We start from the raw sequence: 16,676 nt of genomic DNA, 5'->3' as shown, positions 1-16,676 counted from the left end.
TTAGTGCGTCGCTGCGTAGATGACCACCACCCAGTAGCGGCCCTTGCCGTAGGTGGGGGAGTCGCCGCGCACGGTGGCGAGCCCCACGCGATCGTTGCGCGGCTCGGTGAGGCTGCGCGACTCGGGCAGCTGCGAGGGGTCCTCGGTGACGTACATGTCCACCGAGGTGCTCTTCACGTCCTTCATCGCCGCGAACACCCGCTCGTGCAGCTCGGAGCCGGGGAGACTCACGCGCGGCTGGTCCAGCTTCAGGGCGCGGCGGGCGTGGTCGAAGGCGATCTGCTGGAGCACCTCGCTGCGCTCCAGCGGCGGCAGGTGGCGGTCGGCGCGGTGGGCGTTCACCGCGCGGTACGCATCGCCGAGCGGGTCCGCGCTCTGCTGCGCGGTGGCGGCGAAGACCTCGACGACGATGGCCTGGGGCCGGCCCTCGACCGTCTGGAACGCCACGCCGATGCCGGCGGCCGAGTACTGCGGCCCGAGGAGGTTCTTGCGGTGGCCGGGGCTGTGCTCGATGCCGAAGTGCGCGGCGACGGGCCCTCCCGCGAGGCCGAGGTTCTCGCCGTAGCTGCGGTAGCCCGGCCCGGCCGCCTCCATGCGCTGGCGCAGGTCGCTTCCGTCCGGTGCGACGTGCGCGAAGAAGCCCTCGCGCGCCATGCGCTCGGCGTAGCGCTGGGCCACGGCCTCCAGCGCGGGGTCCGCGTGGAGCGCGGGCTGCTGGTGGGCGCGCCGCAGGGCGTTGATCTGCCCGAGCAGCAGCACGCGCGCCTCGGCCAGCGTGCGCGGCTCCTCCACGCGCAGGCGCGCCTCGCGGCTGCGCGTGCCGCCCACGTCCACGAGGAAGAGCGCGGCGACCTCGGGGCCGCGCTGCCCGCGCCCGATCACCTCCACCGCGTAGTTGCCCGCGCCCGGGAAGCTGAGGCGGCTGCAGAAGTCGGCGCCGGCGTCGCGGGTGAGCTTGGGGCGGTCCACGTTGCCATCCGGCCGGGTGACGAACACCTCGGCGCCGCGCAGGGGCGAGGCCAACTGGCCGCACAGGGTCTGCGTGGCGCCAGGGCGGGGCAGGGTGCGCTTGAAGGAGGCGAGCGTCGCCTTGCGCTCGGCGAGCAGCACCACGAGCGCGGCGCGCTCCCCCTTCACCGCGGCGCCCACGCCCACGTGGGTGGCCGGCTCGCTCGCGAGATCCTTGCGCGCGCGGAAGGTGCCGATGGCGTGCTCGCGCACCCAGGCGCGCACCACGTAGGAGCGCGGCGTGGGGTCCGCGCCGCCCGCGTCGCTCACGGCGTCCGTGAGCACGTAGGGGTCCGCGGCGCCCGTGGAGCCCTCGGTGAGGGCCTCCTGGGCGAGCGCGCGCGCGGCCTGGGAGAGCGCGGCGTCCAGCGCCGGCGCGCGGCGGCCCACGCGCTCGTACTCGCTCGTCACGTGCGCGGCCGCCTGCTGCTCGATGTCCCGGGGACCGGGCTCGGCCGCGCCGAGCAGCGCCACCATCGTCAGCGCGAGCATCACGGCTGGAGCCGGAATCCCAGGGCGCGCACCACGCCCTCTCCCAGCTGCGCATTGAGCCGCGCGAGGAGGCTGGCCTGCTCCCGCTCGAGCGTCCTCGCCCACTCGGCGCTGCGCACCGTGATCACCAGCGTGCCTCCTTCCAGGGTGTAGGGCGCGGTGTGCTTGGCGATGTGCTCGCCCACCGCTGCGGCCCAAACCGGGGTGAGGCCTCCCGCCTTCCCGGAGGACTCGGCGAGGCGTGCGAGGAGGCGGGGCAGGAGCGAGGCGGCGGACTGCGGGGCGCGGCGGGACATGGGCGGATCCTAGCCCGCGAACACCGAGCGGCGCTCCTGCAGCTGCGCCTGGAGCATGCCCTGGATGGACTCGCGGGTGCGCTCCGTGAGGCGCTGGACCTCGGACAGGTCGTCCGCGGCCTCCGGGCCGGCCTCTCCCAGCGGCAGCGGCTCGCCGAAGCGGATGCTCCACTTGGCCGGCAGGGGCAGGGGCCCGAGCAGGGTGAGCGGGAGGTAGGGCAGGCCGAGGAACTCGCCGGGCAGGCGCGCCAGCAGCGGAGAGGTCTCCTCCGCGCCCACGATTGCCACCGGCACGATGGGCGCTCCCGAGCGCAGCGCGAGCTTCACGAAGCCGCCGCGCCCGAAGCGCTTGAGCTGGTAGCGCTGCGCGAAGGGCTTGCTCAGGCCCTGGATGCCCTCCGGGAACACGACGACCGGGCGGCCCTCCTCCAGCAGCCGCGCGGCGTTCTCCTGGCAGGCGCGCACCGCACCGAGGCGGTTGAAGAGCGTGCCCAGCACCGGCGCGTGGAACACCTGGTCCTCCGCGAGCCAGCGCGCCTCGGCGAGGTCCGGCCGCTCGCGGCCCAGCGCCAGCTGCATCACCGGCCCATCGAAGGGCAGGGCGCCCGAGTGGTTCGCGACGAGGACCACCGGACCCTGGGGGATGAGCTCCGCGCCCTGCACCGACACGCGCCAGTAGCGCTCGTAGAGGAAGTCGAGCACCGGAGAGAGGTCGCTCACGAGCGCCGCGTCCCGGCCGTACACATCCAGCGCCGTGCTGCCGCCGGTGCCCAGCCCTGCGCGCAGCGCGCCCAGCAGCCCCTGGGCCACGCCGACGGCGCGCCCCATGCCCTCGCTGGCCAGCGCCTGGGCTGCCATGTCCCGCGCGAGCTGCAGCAGTGCGCCCGCGCGCCCCGTGCTCCCCTCGGGCGGCGAGACGCGCCGTGTCTGGGGCGTCCGGGGTACCGCGAGCGAGGCCTGCTGCGCGGGAGCGGGCGGCTCCAGGTCCTCGAGCTCTGCCGCGGGGGCCGCGTCAGCGAGCCCGACGGCGGATGCATGCGCGGCCCCGGAGTCGTCGGCGCGAGGCCTCCCCGCGTCTGCCGGTCCGCTCGGCGCGCCGGTGTGCTCCCGCGCCTCCTGGGCGTCGCGCGGCTCGGCCGTGGGCTCGGGTCGCGCGTGAAGCTCCGCCGGTGCCGGGGCGGTCTCGCGCGGCGCCTGCTCCTCGCTGCGCGCGGCCGCGGGGCGCGTGGGCGCCACGCCTCGCGCAGGAGGCGGTGTCGTCGACCCCGCCTGCTCCGCAGACGCCGAAGGTGCGGTTTCCGCGTCGCGCGAAGGCGCAGCGGGGGCGCGCCGGGCGGGCTTCACCTTCTTCGCAGCGGGCGCCTTCTTTGCCGCGGGCGCCTTCTTCGCAGCCGGGGGGGGAGTCGCGGCCGCCTTCTTCGCAGCCGCCTTCGGAGCAGAGGCCTTCTTCGCGGGGGCCTTCGCGGCTGCAGCCTGCTTCTCCGCCGGCTCGGCCGCGCCGCGCTGGAAGGGATCATTTCCCAGGACGCCCTTGGCCATGCGTCAGCTCCTCTTCAACGCGGCCGCTGCGTCGCGGGCGTGGTAGCGGGGGACGAAGCCGAGCACGCGCGCCGCGCGCTGGCCATCAGCGACCCAGCTGTAGTGGATGTAGTCCAGCATGTTGAGCGGCAAGCTCCCGGTGCCCACGAGGTTGAGCGCGCGCAGCGCGGTCCTCGCCAGGGGGCCGGGCAGGGGCAGCGGCTGTCCGCCTGCCTCACGGATGAGCGCGGAGAGGGGGATGACCCCGTCTCCCACGATGTTGAACTCCCCGTCCGCGTCGGCCGTGAGCGCGAGGTGCAGGGCGCTCGCCGCGTCCTCCTCGTGCAGCGCCTGCCAGAGCGGGTCGAAGCCCAGGAGCGTGGGCACCACGCGGCGCGAGAGCAGCCGGGTGGCGGGGTTGTCCAGCGAGGGGCCCAGGGGCGGGGCGAGCCGGAGCACCAGCACGCGCGTGTCCGGGTTGCGCTCGCGGAAGGCGCGCACCTGCTGCTCCACTTCCACCTTGTCGCTGATGAAGCGGCTGCCGGGGCTGCCGGCGAGCGGCGCCTCCTCGCGCAGCAGGCAGGGGCTCTGGCTGCGCGCGCCGTAGAGCGCCGTGAGCGAGGGGATGACGAGCCGCGGCAGGCGCGCGCGCGCGGCCGCCGCGAGCACCGCCATGGAGCCGATGACCTCGAGCTCGTGGGCGAAGGCGCCGTCGTGCACGCGGCCGGAGAGCAGCGCCAGGTGGTAGAGCGCGTCCACGGGGCGCTCGGCGAGCGCGTCGGCGAGGTCCGCGTCCGCGTCGTGGCGGGTGAGCTCCACGCGGCGGAAGTCCACCTTGCGGCCCTCGGGCTTGGCCACGTCCAGGACGAGGATGCTCTCCACGGCGGGGTCCTGCTCGAGCCGCGGCAGCAGCAGGCCCGCGAGGTCGCCGGTCGCTCCGGTCACCGCCACGCGCAGTCCCCTGCGCTCTGCGCTTGTCTCGGCCATGAGGTGGGCGCGCTTTAGCGCAAATCGGAGAAGGTGGGTAGCGCAGGTGCAGGGCGAAGCCCGCGCTGGCCAAGGGAGCAGGCCTTGCCCATGATGCCGGCCCCATGCCGCGCATCGCCGTGCTCAGTGAGGTGCTGATCAACAAGATCGCCGCGGGCGAGGTGGTGGAGCGCCCGGCGTCGGTCGTGAAGGAGCTGTGCGAGAACGCGCTGGACGCGGGCGCGCGCACGTTGAGGGTGTCGCTCGCGGGTGGGGGGCTCGCGCGCATCGTGGTGGACGACGACGGCCACGGCATGGCGCGCGAGGACGCCGAGCTGTGCCTGCTGCGCCACGCGACGAGCAAGCTGCGCGACCTGGACGGGCTCTTCTCGCTGGTGAGCAAGGGCTTTCGCGGCGAGGCGGTGCCGGCCATCGCCTCCGTGTCCCGCTTCCGGCTGCACACCGCCGAGGTGGGCGCGGCCGTGGGCACGGCGGTGACGGTGGAGGGCGGTGGCGCGCCCGTGCTCGAGGAGGCGGCGCCCCGGGTGGGCACGGTGGTGACGGTGGAGGACCTCTTCTTCAACACCCCGGCGCGCCGCAAGTTCATGAAGCGCGAGGACACCGAGCTCAAGCACGCGGAGGAGGCGGTGATCCGGCTCGCGCTCGCCCACCCGGAGGTCTCCTTCTTCGTGGACCACGCGGGCGAGGCGCTGTTCACCAGCCCGGCGGCCCCGGAGGACCCTCGCGAGCGCATCGCGGCGGCGCTGGGCGCCGAGGTGCACCCTCACCTGGTGCCGGTGGAGGAGCGGCGGCTGGGCGTGAGCGTGACGGGCCACATCGCCTCGCCCGAGTTTACCTTCCCCAACGCGCGCGGCCTCTACACCTTCGTCAACCGCCGCTACATCCGCGACCGCGGGCTCAACAGTGCCATCCAGCGCGCCTTCCAGGAGTACCTGCCCACCGGGCGCCAGCCGGTGGTGGTGATCTTCATCGACGTGGACCCGCGCGCGGTGGACGTGAACGTGCACCCGCAGAAGACCGAGGTGCGCTTCGCGGATCCGCGCGGGGTGGGGGACGCGGTTAACGCCGCCCTCGTGCGCACGCTGCGCGCGGCGCCCTGGCTGGGCGCGGGCCCCACGCCCGAGGCCCCGCGAGAGGCCGCCCACTACGCGCTCGCCGTGGAGCGCTTCCTCACCCGCGCGCAGGAGGCCGGGGGCGGCGCGCCCCTGCCCATCCCCGGCACCCAGGACGCGCCGGGGGAGCCGGGGGCCCCGGGCACCGTGGCGCCCGCGTTCGGGCAGGCGCGGCCGCTGCTCAACGAGGCGCCGCCCCCCGGCTACTTCGGGCAGCTGCGGCCGCTGGGCCGGCTCGCGGGGCGCTTCCCCGTGTGCGAGGGACGCGGCGGCACGCTGGTGGTGCTGGACCTGCACGCGGCGCTCGAGCGGGCGCGGCGCGCCACCTTCGAGCGCGCGCTCGCGCAGGGGCGCTCCCCTGCGCTCTCGCTCTTTGCCACCACCGTGGAGCTGCCGCTGCCGGCGGCGCGTGCGCTGGTCTCCGGGCAGGAGGCGCTCGCGCGGCTGGGCTTCGAGGTGGAGCCCTTCGGGGGCACCAGCCTCGCGGTGAAGGCCCTGCCCACGGCGCTGAGCGGGGCGGACGCGCCCGCGCTGCTGGAGGCGCTCTCGCGGGCGCTGCCGCCCGCCGGCGTGCCGCTGGATGCGCTCGCGCTCGCTGAGCCGCTGCGGGTGATGGCCTGCCACGCGGCGCGCGCCGCCGAGGCAAGCGTGACGGACGCGCAGCTGCGCGCGCTGCTCGAGGAGCTGGACGACGCGGACTTCCACCTGCCGTGCCTGCACGGCAGCGTGGTGGTGCTGGAGATGCCGCTGCTCGAGCTCGAGCGGCGGGCGCGCTGAGCGGCGCGGGGGGCCTTGCGCGCAGCCGGGGCAGAAAGTTGACCCGCCCCTGGCCCCCACTAGCGTGCGCACATCCCTGTAGCGGTGCGGGGACGTGAGGAGGGCGCACATGCTGGGCGTCATCACCCTGCGGCACCTGCTGGTCCACCCGGGCCTGGTCGTCCGGGAGTTCGGCGCCGGTTGTCTCGCGCGCTGCGTCCTCGCTACGATCCTGCGCCGGCGCACCACCTTCCTCGAGATCGCCCTGCGCTCGAGGACCTCCGAAGGCCCCTGATGCCCCGCTTCACCCTGCCGTTCGCCCTGCTGCTCTCGCTGCTCGCCGCCCCCGCCGCCCTTGCCCAGACGAGCCTGGACGGGGTGGGGCGCATCACCGTCGCCGGGGGCTGGCGCCGCACCTCCAACGACACCTTCCTGAGCGGCTACTACGCGCGGCCCGAGAACCAGGGCCTGCAGCGCGGCGCGCCCTCGCCCGGCGGGCCGCTGCTGGTGGCCACCTTCGGCTACGCGGTGAGCGAGCACGTGGAGCTGGGGGTGGACCTGTTCGGCTCGGCCGAGCGCATCCGGCTCAGCGGCGCCCCGCAGCTCACCACGCTCACCTACGGCGCGCTGCTGGGCCTTCGGCTGCAGACCCTGCTGGAGGGCGTGGGCCCGCAGGGCCTGCTGCCCTGGGTGGGGGTGCTCGGCGGCCCCACGCTGGTGCTCTCCACCTTCCAGGGGCAGCCGGGCACCGAGGGCGTGAAGCAGGCCTGGGGCCTCACCGCGGGCGGCTCCCTGCGCCTCACGGACCGCTGGGCCGCGACGATGGAGCTGCGCGGGCTGCTCGCGCGCGGACCGGTGAAGGACCTGGGCAGCGTGAACGGGGGTGGGGTGTGGCTGGGTCTGGGCGCCACCTACACCTTCGACGCCGAGCCGAGCCGGCCGGTGAACTGGTAGCGCCGGCGATTGCCTGCCCGCTCGCCCTGCGGGCAGGTGAAACTCGGGGAAATTCCGTGGCGGCCGGTCCGGTTTGGGACCGTCAAAGCAGTTGCCGTAGCCAATTATCCACGGGGGTTGTCCCACGATGCGCGAATCGGCCGAGATCATTTCCGGGCCCAACAGGAAGATGTCCATGGTTGCTGAGCAGAAGCCTGAGGTGGAGAAGGAGCTGGGGGAGATCCGCAAGGAGGTGATCGAGGCGCGCAACCTCGTGATCAAGACGGACAACCTCCTCAAGAACCTCCACGCCGAGCTGAAGCTGGTGGGCAAGCGCCAGGAGGACTTCCAGAAGCGGCAGTGGATCTCGTCCGGTGTGGCGTACGCGCTCTTCGCGATCCTCTGCATCGGCGCCGCGGTGGGCATCAGCTCCGCGCGCACCTCCACGGCGACCGGCGAGCGCGAGCGGCTGGAGAAGACCGTGGCGGAGCTGACCACCCAGGCGGAGAAGCAGCGCGCCGAGCTCACCGCCTCGCAGAACGCCGAGCGCTCGGCCGCCGAGGTCTACAAGCTGATGACCACGCTGCCCGGCGACGAGCGGCTCAAGGGCATCGACGCGCTGGTGAAGCTGGACACCAGCCGCCTCTCCTCGCTGGAGAAGCAGGCGCTCAACGACCGCGCGGTGGCGCTGCGCCGCGAGGTGGGTGACAGCGCGTTCGAGCGCGGCAAGGCCGCCTTCCGCCGCAACGACATGCCCACGGTGGTGAGCGAGCTCAGCCGCTTCCTCGCGATGAACCCGGGCGAGAGCGACGGGCTGGACGCCTCCTTCTTCCTCGGCACCGCGTACAACTCGCTCAAGAAGCACGAGCAGGCGGTGCCGCTGCTGACCCGCTTCGTCGAGGGCGACAAGAAGTCCAAGACCCGCGACTACGCGATGCTGCTGCTCGCCCAGTCGCTGCAGGAGACGAACCAGCTGCAGAAGGCGGCGGACACGGTGCGCGATGCGATCGGCACCTACCCGAACAGCGAGTTCGCCTCGCAGATGCGCGGGCGGCTGGCGAACATCAAGCGCGCGATGAACCCCGACGCGGCGGCTGCGGCACCGGGCGCTGCCCCGGCGGCGGCGCCGGCCACGGCGGGTGCGGCTCCCGGCCAGTAGTCCTCAGCCCGGAGCGAGCAGGTGTTGCCACACGGGGCCCACGGTCATAAGACCGGGGCCCCGTGTCCGTTCCTGCCCCCGCCAAGGATCCCCGCTACCGCCACTTCCGCGCCGCCGCGTACGGGCTGTACATCGCGGTGGTGAGCGCCTTCTCGCTGATGCTCATCGTCAGCGTCACGCGCTCCATCCGGGCGATGACGCCGCCGCGCCTTCCCGCGGCCGAGCCCACCCTGTCGGTGCGCGAGTGCCTGGACGGCGCCCAGCAGGCGTGGCGGGACCTGGAGCGCGAGCGCGAGGCGCTGGTGAACCTGTCGCCTGCGCACAGCGTGGACCAGGAGTGGATGGTGTTCCGCACCGGGTGGCTGAAGCAGCTGCGCGAGCGCGAGTCGCACTGCGCGCTCGAGTCGCGCGAGCGCGCGCAGGTGAAGGTGGTGTACGGCCGCCTCGAGCAGGTGCTGGACCTCTACACCATCCACGCCGTGCAGTACGCCGGCGAGGTGGGCTACGCCGTGGACGGCCTGCACGACGCCTTCGAGGCCGCGCGCGCCTCGCCCGCCGCGGGCCGCGTGCCCTAGCGCTCAGCGCGTGGGCAGGATGACCTCGTACTCGCCGTTCGCGTCCGAGGTCGACTGCGCGAGCAGCTGGCTGGTCGGCTTGCCGTTCACGCTCACCACGCGGAAGAAGCGCACGGAGGCGTAGGCCAGGTTGGGCGCGGAGGCATCCGCGCTCGCGAGGCGCACCGGGCCGCTGATGTGCCGGCCGCGCGAGAGCGTGATGGCGCCCAGCTCCAGCGGGAACATCACCGGGGCGTTGGGCACCGGAGCCACGGTGAGGTAGCGGCTGGTGCGCGGCAGGTCGCCGGAGGGCACGAAGTCCAGGCGGTACTCGGCGGCGTCCAGCAGCAGGGAGAAGGTGCCGTTCTCGTCCGTCAGGGTCTCGCTGCGCTCGGCCGGGCCGGGCAGGCCCTGCACCGGGCGCAGCGGCTCGGCGATCACCCGCACCATGGCCGCTGGCGACCCCTTCGGGGTGAGCACCGTGGCGCTGACCCGTCCGCGCTGGCGGCAGGCGAAGGCGAACCCCGTGGTGCCCGTGGGCTGCACGTGCACCGGGCCCTGGCTGACGGCCGCATCCAGCGAGCCGCGGGTGGGGCGGGCGGGCGGCGCCACGATCAGCGTGAAGTCCGCGCCGGGGGCGCTGGGCAGGGTCTGGAGCGTGAAGTGGCCGTCGGCATCCGTGAGGACGGAGCCGCTGAGGAACAGTCCGCCCCCCTTCACCTTTCCCTCCAGCCGCACGCTGCCGCCCACCACGGGCAGGCCCTCCTGCCCGATCACGATCCCCTGCAGGGTCACGGGGGCTCCGAAGTCACCGAGGGAGTACGTGGCGGGCGGGTTCGCGAGGTCCACCGGGAAGGTGACCTGCGGCAGCAGGCTGTCCGCGCTGCGCGGGGTGGCCTGCAGGATGACCTTCGCGAGGGCCCGGGCCGCAGGCGACACGAAGAGCGTGAAGGCGCCCGTGGTGCGCGACACCGCCACCCGCTGCGAGAGGGGGCGCAGCCCCGGGTCGAGCAGCTGGACGTCCATGTCCACGTCGAAGGGGGCGAGCGGCTCGCGCACCAGGGTGCCGGAGAGCGGGGTGAGCGCGGCAGGGTCCGGGAGCCGGAAGTCGAGCGACACCTGCGCCCCCACCTGCACCGAGCGGGTCTCGGTGAGCGGGGGCAGGGCGGTGTCGCCGGGGACGAGGCTCACGCTGAACTGGCCCGTTCCCACGGGGAAGCGGTAGGCGCCGTTGCTGGGGACCACGGTGCCCTCGTAGCGCCGCTCCACGCCCGGAAGCAGCAGGCTCTCGCCCGTGGCGCGCACGGTGACCGAGCCCGCGTAGAGCTCGGGTCCGCTGCCGCCATCCGCGGCCGGCTCGCTCAGCACCTGGCCCTCGAGCAGCGCGGGCCCCTGCAGCTGCAGCACCGGGTGCGCCTCCTTCAGGTCGATGGCGAAGTCCTGCGCGTGGAGGCCCGCCTGCGAGTTGGGGACGACCTCCACCACCAGGTCCTTGCCCGGGTCGCCGCAGCCGTCCGCGAAGCACACCTCGCCCGCCTCGCACTCCGCGTCGCTGCGGCACACGAGCGGCGCGCCGCTGGCGCTCGAGCCGCTCGCGCAGCCGCCCGCGAGCGTGCCGCCCAGGGCGAGGGAGGCGAGCACCCAGCGCAGGGGCCTCGCGCCGCTCACTGGCACACCCCCGTCACGGTCTCGACCGTCCACGCGTAGGTGACCGCGTAGCCCTCGTCCAGGACGATGGCGGCGCCGCCGTCCGGGTTTTCGCCGAGCTGCTGCGAGGGCTGGCGGGTGGTCAGGTCGAGCTGCCGGTCCGCCAGCACCGCCTCCACCGTGTGCAGCCCCGGTGCGCGCAGCTTGCTGTTGGCGGCGGTGAGGTCCGCGACGAAGGTGGCGCGGTCGTTGCGCTCGGGTCGATCCGAGGGAGCGAGCAGGTCGAGCTTGTCCGTGCTCGCTTGCCCGGGCACGTAGTCCACGAACCAGTAGACGGTGAGCAGGTCGAGCACGTCGGGATCGGTCGCCAGGACCTCGAAGGTCTGGCGGCAGGTCCCGTTGCCGAACTCCCGGATGATGCGCGTCTGCGGACTCACCTGGTTCTCCAAGATCCGGGGGGGCCGATTCTTCGGCTCGCGGGGCCACGTGAAGAGCGTGTCATCCTGGGGGATGACGCAGCCGCCCAGCGCGAGGCTGCCCCACGCGAGCAGGGCCAGGAGGGCCGCGCTCGCGGAGGCACTGCGTAGCAAGGCAGCGGCCAAGGGCAGCCGGGGCAAATCCCTCGTGCGGACGCGCACTTGCGAGGGGACGGAGGGCGCTGGTCCCGGGGGACCCTGACAGGGGCGTCGTGGGCTCACGGGGCCTACACCTCGTCCAGGGGTGGGAGGGCGTCCGGCGCCTCGTCGTCGTCCGGAGGCAGGGCGCGGCCGTTCTTCTCCGCCTCCAGCTTCTCCAGGTGCCGGAAGATGGTGCGCGGGTCCACGCCGAGGTCCTTGGCCGTCTTGGTGCGGTTGCCGTTGTTCCGCTCGAGCACCTCGTTGATGTAGCGCTTCTGGAACTCCTCCTTGGCCTGGGCGAGCGGGAGCACCGGCTCGAGGTTCTCCGGCTTCAGGTCCAGGTCGTCCGGGCCGAGCAGCGGCTTGTCCGCGAGCACCACGGCCTTCTTGAGGCGGTTCTCCAGCTCGCGGATGTTGCCGGGCCAGGCGTACTTGCGCATGGCCACGGTGGCCGACGGGGTGAAGCCGCGCGCGCGAGAGTTGAACTCCTTCGCGTACTTCTGGAGGAAGAAGCGGCCGAGCACCACCAGGTCCTCGCCGCGCTCGCGCAAGGGGGGCAGCTTCAGGGTGACCACGTTGAGGCGGTAGTAGAGGTCCTCGCGGAAGCGGCTCTGGCGCACCTCCTCCTCGAGCACCTTGTTCGTGGCGGCCACCACGCGGATGTCCACCGGCTCGCCGCGGTTGTCGCCGACCTTGTAGACGATCTTCTCCTGCAGGGCCCGCAGCAGCTTCACCTGCAGCTGCAGCGGCATCTCGCCGATCTCGTCCAGGAAGAGGGTGCCGCCGATGGCCGCCTGGAACTTGCCCATCTTCGTGGCGACGGCGCCGGTGAAGGCGCCCTTCACGTGGCCGAACAGCTCGCTCTCGAGGAGGTTCTCGGGGATGGCGCCGCAGTTGATGGTGACGAAAGGCCCCTTGGCGCGCGGGCTGCGCCGGTGCAGCTCGCGCGCGATCAGCTCCTTGCCCGTGCCGGTCTCGCCGGTGATGAGCACGCTGATGTCGGTGACGGAGATCTTGTCGATGCGCTTGTACACGTCGCGCATGCCCTGGCAGGCGCCCACGATGTCGCCGTAGCGCTGGTCCTCGAGCTTGCGGCGCAGCTCGGTGTTGTCGAGGCGCAGCTCGTTCACCAGCATGGCGTTCTGCAGGATGAGCGAGGCCTGGGCGGCGAACACCGTGAGCATGTCCAGGCTCTTGGGCTCGAAGCGGTTCACGAGCCGGTCGTTGCCCACGTAGATGAGCCCGAACAGCTCGCCCTTGTGCATCAGGGGCACGCACATCACGGAGAGCAGCTTGAGGCTCACCACGGACTGGCTCGCGCTGAACTCGGGGTCGTCCAGCGCGTCGCTGAGGATCAGCGGGCGCTGCGACTTCACCACCTTGGCCACGATGGAGTCGCTCAGGCGCTCCACCGCGTCCTCCAGGTTCTCGCGCGCCAGGTTGCGCGCCACCTTCACCCGCAGCTCGCCGCTCTCCAGCAGGATGAGGAAGCCTTTGTCCGCGCGGGTGACCTCGATGGCCTCGTCCATGAGGCTCTCGAGCACCTCGTCCACCGCGTAGCTGCGCAGCAGCCGCTCGCTGAAGGCGGTGAGCCGGCGGAGCATGGTGATCTCGCGCGCCGCGAGCGCCGGCAGATCGCGGGTGTGCGAGTCCGGATCCACCGACGCGGAGTCGGACGCGGCGGCCGCCGGCGCCGCAGGGCGCAGCGGCGCGGGCGTGGCGCCGGGTGCATCGTCGCGCGAGAAGGTGAGCTCGGTGGCGCCCACGCGCACCACGTCCCCGCTGGAGAGCGGGTGGCGCTCCTTCTGCCTCTTGCCGTTCACCTGGAAGGCGGCGCCCAGGCTGCCCACCTCGTAGCGGCTGCCGTCCGAGGTGAGGTGCAGCGCGCTGTCGGGCACGGCGGGGTCGTCCAGGCGCACGTCGTTGTCGGCCCCGCGGCCCACCGAGGTGAGGCGCTTGAGCAGGCGCACGGTGCGGACCTGGCCGTCGGGAGTGCGGACGATGAGGCTGGCCATGACGTCTCGGAAGCTCGGGTTAGAAGCGCAGCGAGAGGGCGGCCCCGGCGCCGCCCTGCAGGGGGTAGATGCTCAGCCCGCCGGTGACGCCGGGCGCGGGGGCGGGGAGGGTCTCGATGCCGGTGCGCACCACCTCGTCCTGGTGGTGGTAGAGCGCGTCCGCCACGCCCGCCGCGTACATCGCGTAGAAGCCCACGGCGGCGCCGTACTTCACGCGGCGCCAGTTGTCGCGCTGCGCGGCCTTGCTGGTGGGGATGTAGCGCACGTGCACCTTCTGCTGGGTGTTGGTGCCCTTCAGGTCCGGCAGGGGCACCTCGCTCTCCTCGTAGAGACCCTCGTAGGCGAAGAAGGCGAGCGCGCTGCTCACCGCGAAGGCGCCCTCGGTGGCGGCGAAGATGACCCCCAGGGAGGTGCGGCCCTGCTGGAACTGGCCCGCGCCGAAGGGGACGAAGTTCACGAGGAAGCTGCGCTTCTCCACCGTGCGCACGGTCACCTGGCGCGAGAGCTCCTCCACGCGGCGGCGGCGCTCCTCGTTCGCCGCGCGCTCGCGCTCGCGCTGCGCGGCCTCGGCGCGCTCGCGCTCGGCGCGCAGGCGCTTCTCCTGGCGGATCAGGTCCAGCTCGGCGCGCAGCTCGCGGCGCAGCTCCTCGAAGTAGGCGATGGCGGGCGGCGGCACCACGAAGGGGTCCAGGCCGTAGTCCGGCTCCAGGCGCAGCAGCGCGCGCAGGTGCCGCCCCGCCTCGTCGCGCCGCCCGAGGTTGAAGGCCGCGAGCCCCGCGAGCTTGTGCAGCTCCACGAGGCTGGGCTCGTCCAGGTTGCCGCGGTCGATGCGGGCGGCCGCGCGCTCGAGCACCTCGGCGTACTTGCCGAACTCGAAGGCGGCGCGGATGCCGCCCAGCTCGCCCTCGTCCGGGGCCTGCGCGTGGGCGAGCGCGGGCGCGAGCAGCAGCAGCAGGAGCAGAAGCAGGGAGCGCAGGCGCGAGGTCATCGGGGCTCGAGCGCTCCGCGCAGCGTCTCGGCCTTGCCCGGCTCGACCATGGTGCTGCCCTGCTCGGTCGCGTAGCCGGGGCGGGAGATCTCGTAGTCCACCCGGTGCTGGAAGCTCGCGGGGCCGCGCGGCGAGCGCAGCTCGAAGGGGTGGGAGAGGCTGTCGTGGGCGGTGCGCTGCACGTCGCCAATCTTGACCACCGCGTCCGCCGGCTTCCAGTCGAAAGCGAGCGTGCTCGGCTTGAGCTGCGCGCGCAGGCGGAAGATGTTGTCCGCGCCCGCGCGCACCTCGATGGTCTCCACCACCGGCTCGCACCAGGTGCAGCTCACGCGCACCCGGTGGGGGCCGGGCAGGGCGCTCAGGTTGTGCTGCGCGAGCGCCTCCGCGCTGGGGGGCTCTTCGTCCAGCTGCACGACGCCATAGGGGCGCACCAGCACCGAGACGGGCACGCGCGCGAGCGGGCGCGGCGGCTCCGCGCGCACCGGAGGCGCCGCGGGGAGCGGGGAGGGCGGCGGCGCCGAGGCGAGGGGCGCAGACGCGGCCGGGCCCTCTGCAGCGGGCGTGGCGGAGGGAGGCGCCTCGGCCCGGGCCGGCGGCCTCGCTGCGACGTGGGCGGAGGGAGCGGGCGCGGCCGGGTGCCGTGTCCACAGGGCCCGGGCGCCCACCGTGAGCAGCAGCAGGGCGAGCAGCGCAGCGCCCACCCGCCCCGTGCGCGCGAGGCGGCGGCGCAGGCGGCGCGCGCGGTCCAGCCCCTCGAGGAGCGCGAGCGCGCGCGGCTGCTCGGGGTCGAGCGCGAGCACCTGGTTCAGGTCCGCGAGCGCGCGCGCGGGCCGCTCGCGCAGCAGCCGCTCGCTGCGCTCGAGCAGCTGCGCCACCAGGCGCTGGCGCAGCTGCCGGCGGTAGGTGGGTGGATCGGCGAAGAAGGCGCTCAGCTCCTCGCTGGGCCGGCCGAGCCCGAGGCGCCCGAGGTAGTCCGCGAGCGCGTCGCGCAGGCGCCCGGCGTGCGGGTAGCGATCCTGCGGCTGGCGCGCGAGGCAGGTGGTGATGATCTCCGCGAGCTCGTCCGAGATCGCAGGCGCGAGCTGGCGCGGGTCCTCGTAGTGCCCGTCCAGGATGCGCTTGAGGGTGGCGGTGGTGTTCGAGGCGCTGAAGGGCAGCTTCCCGGTGGCGAAGGCGTAGAGCATCGTGCCCAGCGAGAAGATGTCCGCCGCGGCGCCCGCCTCCTGCCCCTCGATGATCTCCGGCGCCATGTGGGCGGGCGAGCCCACCAGCGAGCCGGTGATGGTCATCCGCTCGTCGCGGTCCAGGATCTTCGCGATGCCGAAGTCCATGAGCTTGAGGACGCCGTCCTCGCGCACCATGACGTTCTCCGGCTTGAGGTCGCGGTGGATCACTCCGGCCTCGTGCGCGTGGGCGAGCGCCGCGGCGAGCTCGTGGATGATCAGCGCCGCGACCTCCGGCGGCTCGAAGCCCAGCGTCTCCATGCACACGCGCAGCGTCTGGCCGCGGATGTACTCGGTGACGATGTACGCCTCCTCGGCGCCCGCGGGCGAGAAGTCGAAGACCTCGAGGATGTTGGGGTGGTGCAGCTTGGCGACCGCCTTCGCCTCGCGCGCGAGCCGCCGGCGGCTCTCGTCCTTGCCGGCCAGGTGCGGGTGCAGCACCTTCACCGCCACCTCGCGGTCCAGTGCGGTGTCGAGCCCCTTGTAGACGACGCTCATGCCCCCCGAGCCCAGCTGCTCGAGGATGCGGTAGCGACCGATCTGCTGGCCCAGGTGGCTCATCGCGCGTGCACAGCCCCGGCGTCCCGCGGATCCGGGCTCCCGTCGGAGCACGCCCCGCCCCGCGCGATGCCAGTGGGAACGCCAGGTCGCAGGGGGGAGGGCATGGTCGGGCGTGACTGTCAGAGGGGGAGACGCAGCTATGACAGCCGCGTCGGGCCCCGGAGTGTAGAGGCCCCACCCAGAGGGCGCAATCACCACGACCGGGCTGACGAGCGTTTTCCCAGTTGTCCGGGATGGCGGGACCCGGAGGCCCGGCACGCCCGGAGCCTGCTAGGAGCGGGGCAGCCGCCGGCGAGCGGCGAGCCGGTCCAGCAGGGCCTCCAGCTTCGCCGCCGGCTCGCGCGGCAGCGCCTGGTCCGTGGGCGAGTGCTTGGGGGCGGCCTGCGCGAGGCGGAACAGCTCGAGCAGCCGCTCCTTGAGCAGCTCGCTGTCCGGGCGCTCGGCCAGGGCGCGCCGGTAGGCCGCCGCAGCGCCCGCGTAGTCGCCGAGCGCGAAGAGCCGCTCGCCCTCCTGGGCGGGCGTGGAGGGACGCCGGGCGTGGCCCGCGGGCTCGCGGAAGCTCGCCTTGGGGCTCTGCAGCTCCATGGGCTGCAGGCTCTCGCGCAGCTGCGCGAGCCGGCCTGCGAGCGCGGCGTCGGCGGGGAAGGCGGCCACGAGGGACTCGTAGAGGCTCACGGCCTCGGAGAGGTCGCCGCGGCGCAGGGCGCGCTCGGCGCGGGACTCGGTCTCGGCCCGGACGTCAGGGGTCATCGCGCGCGCGAGGCTAGCACGCGCCGCGCGCCGCGGAAGGTGTCAGGGCGGACCGGTAGA

General features: G+C 73.8%; 15 protein-coding genes. 5 read left to right on the top strand and 10 right to left on the bottom strand.

The window, feature by feature from the left end:
• Genes FGE12_RS01270 through FGE12_RS01255 form a run of 4 tightly spaced genes read right to left on the bottom strand, consistent with a single transcriptional unit; the run spans window position 1 to window position 4,301 of the window.
• Window positions 1-1,500: a CAP domain-containing protein gene (locus FGE12_RS01270; RefSeq protein WP_153864372.1), complete on the bottom strand. Its 1,500-nt coding sequence runs from the start codon at window positions 1,498-1,500 to the stop codon at window positions 1-3.
• The gene (locus FGE12_RS01265) at window positions 1,500-1,796 is read right to left on the bottom strand and encodes a DciA family protein (protein WP_153864371.1); all 297 of its coding nucleotides are present in this window, start codon (window positions 1,794-1,796) and stop codon (window positions 1,500-1,502) included. The genes FGE12_RS01270 and FGE12_RS01265 overlap by 1 nt, the downstream gene beginning before the upstream one ends.
• 9 nt (window positions 1,797-1,805) lie before the next feature.
• Window positions 1,806-3,335 (bottom strand): lysophospholipid acyltransferase family protein, encoded by a 1,530-nt coding sequence (locus tag FGE12_RS01260; protein WP_153864370.1) that lies wholly within the window; start codon window positions 3,333-3,335, stop codon window positions 1,806-1,808.
• Window positions 3,336-3,338: 3 nt separating this feature from the next.
• Window positions 3,339-4,301: an NAD-dependent epimerase/dehydratase family protein gene (locus FGE12_RS01255; RefSeq protein WP_153864369.1), complete on the bottom strand. Its 963-nt coding sequence runs from the start codon at window positions 4,299-4,301 to the stop codon at window positions 3,339-3,341.
• Window positions 4,302-4,405: 104 nt separating this feature from the next.
• On the opposite strand from FGE12_RS01255, the gene mutL reads away from it, so the two are divergent.
• The 5 genes from mutL (at window position 4,406) to FGE12_RS01235 (ending at window position 8,836) form a co-directional block, all read left to right on the top strand.
• Window positions 4,406-6,190 carry a DNA mismatch repair endonuclease MutL gene (mutL, locus tag FGE12_RS01250; protein ID WP_153864368.1) on the top strand — a complete coding sequence of 595 codons (1,785 nt, stop codon included), beginning with the start codon at window positions 4,406-4,408 and terminating at the stop codon, window positions 6,188-6,190.
• A 109-nt stretch (window positions 6,191-6,299) separates the two neighbouring features.
• The gene (locus FGE12_RS29950; protein WP_194797450.1) at window positions 6,300-6,464 is read left to right on the top strand and encodes a hypothetical protein; all 165 of its coding nucleotides are present in this window, start codon (window positions 6,300-6,302) and stop codon (window positions 6,462-6,464) included.
• Complete coding sequence (locus tag FGE12_RS01245) at window positions 6,464-7,123, top strand: hypothetical protein (RefSeq protein WP_153864367.1); 660 nt, start codon at window positions 6,464-6,466, stop codon at window positions 7,121-7,123. The genes FGE12_RS29950 and FGE12_RS01245 overlap by 1 nt, the downstream gene beginning before the upstream one ends.
• Window positions 7,124-7,298: 175 nt before the next feature.
• Window positions 7,299-8,261 (top strand): tol-pal system YbgF family protein, encoded by a 963-nt coding sequence (locus FGE12_RS01240; RefSeq protein WP_228530531.1) that lies wholly within the window; start codon window positions 7,299-7,301, stop codon window positions 8,259-8,261.
• 62 nt (window positions 8,262-8,323) lie between these two features.
• Complete coding sequence (locus FGE12_RS01235) at window positions 8,324-8,836, top strand: hypothetical protein (protein ID WP_194797449.1); 513 nt, start codon at window positions 8,324-8,326, stop codon at window positions 8,834-8,836.
• 3 nt (window positions 8,837-8,839) lie between these two features.
• On the opposite strand, the gene FGE12_RS01230 is transcribed toward FGE12_RS01235, so the two are convergent.
• From FGE12_RS01230 to FGE12_RS01205, 6 genes are all read right to left on the bottom strand, one after another.
• A complete protein-coding gene (locus FGE12_RS01230; RefSeq protein WP_153864365.1) occupies window positions 8,840-10,483 on the bottom strand; it encodes a carboxypeptidase regulatory-like domain-containing protein in 1,644 nt (547 codons plus the stop codon).
• The gene (locus FGE12_RS01225; protein WP_153864364.1) at window positions 10,480-10,899 is read right to left on the bottom strand and encodes a hypothetical protein; all 420 of its coding nucleotides are present in this window, start codon (window positions 10,897-10,899) and stop codon (window positions 10,480-10,482) included. Before FGE12_RS01225 ends, FGE12_RS01230 begins: the two co-directional genes overlap by 4 nt.
• Before the next feature lie 266 nt (window positions 10,900-11,165).
• Window positions 11,166-13,094, bottom strand: coding sequence for a sigma 54-interacting transcriptional regulator (locus FGE12_RS01220; protein ID WP_153864363.1), 1,929 nt, complete (start codon window positions 13,092-13,094; stop codon window positions 11,166-11,168).
• 19 nt (window positions 13,095-13,113) lie between these two features.
• Window positions 13,114-14,082, bottom strand: a complete 969-nt coding sequence (locus FGE12_RS01215) for a hypothetical protein (protein ID WP_153864362.1) — start codon at window positions 14,080-14,082, stop codon at window positions 13,114-13,116.
• Window positions 14,079-15,866 carry a serine/threonine-protein kinase gene (locus FGE12_RS01210; RefSeq protein ID WP_153864361.1) on the bottom strand — a complete coding sequence of 596 codons (1,788 nt, stop codon included), beginning with the start codon at window positions 15,864-15,866 and terminating at the stop codon, window positions 14,079-14,081. The genes FGE12_RS01215 and FGE12_RS01210 overlap by 4 nt, the downstream gene beginning before the upstream one ends.
• Window positions 15,867-16,136: 270 nt before the next feature.
• Window positions 16,137-16,616, bottom strand: coding sequence for a tetratricopeptide repeat protein (locus FGE12_RS01205; RefSeq protein WP_153864360.1), 480 nt, complete (start codon window positions 16,614-16,616; stop codon window positions 16,137-16,139).
• Between the last annotated feature and the right edge of the window lie 60 nt (window positions 16,617-16,676).

The sequence above is a fragment of the Aggregicoccus sp. 17bor-14 genome (genome assembly GCF_009659535.1).
GTDB lineage: Bacteria > Myxococcota > Myxococcia > Myxococcales > Myxococcaceae > Aggregicoccus.
This window is presented reverse-complemented; position numbering and strand designations above follow the sequence as displayed.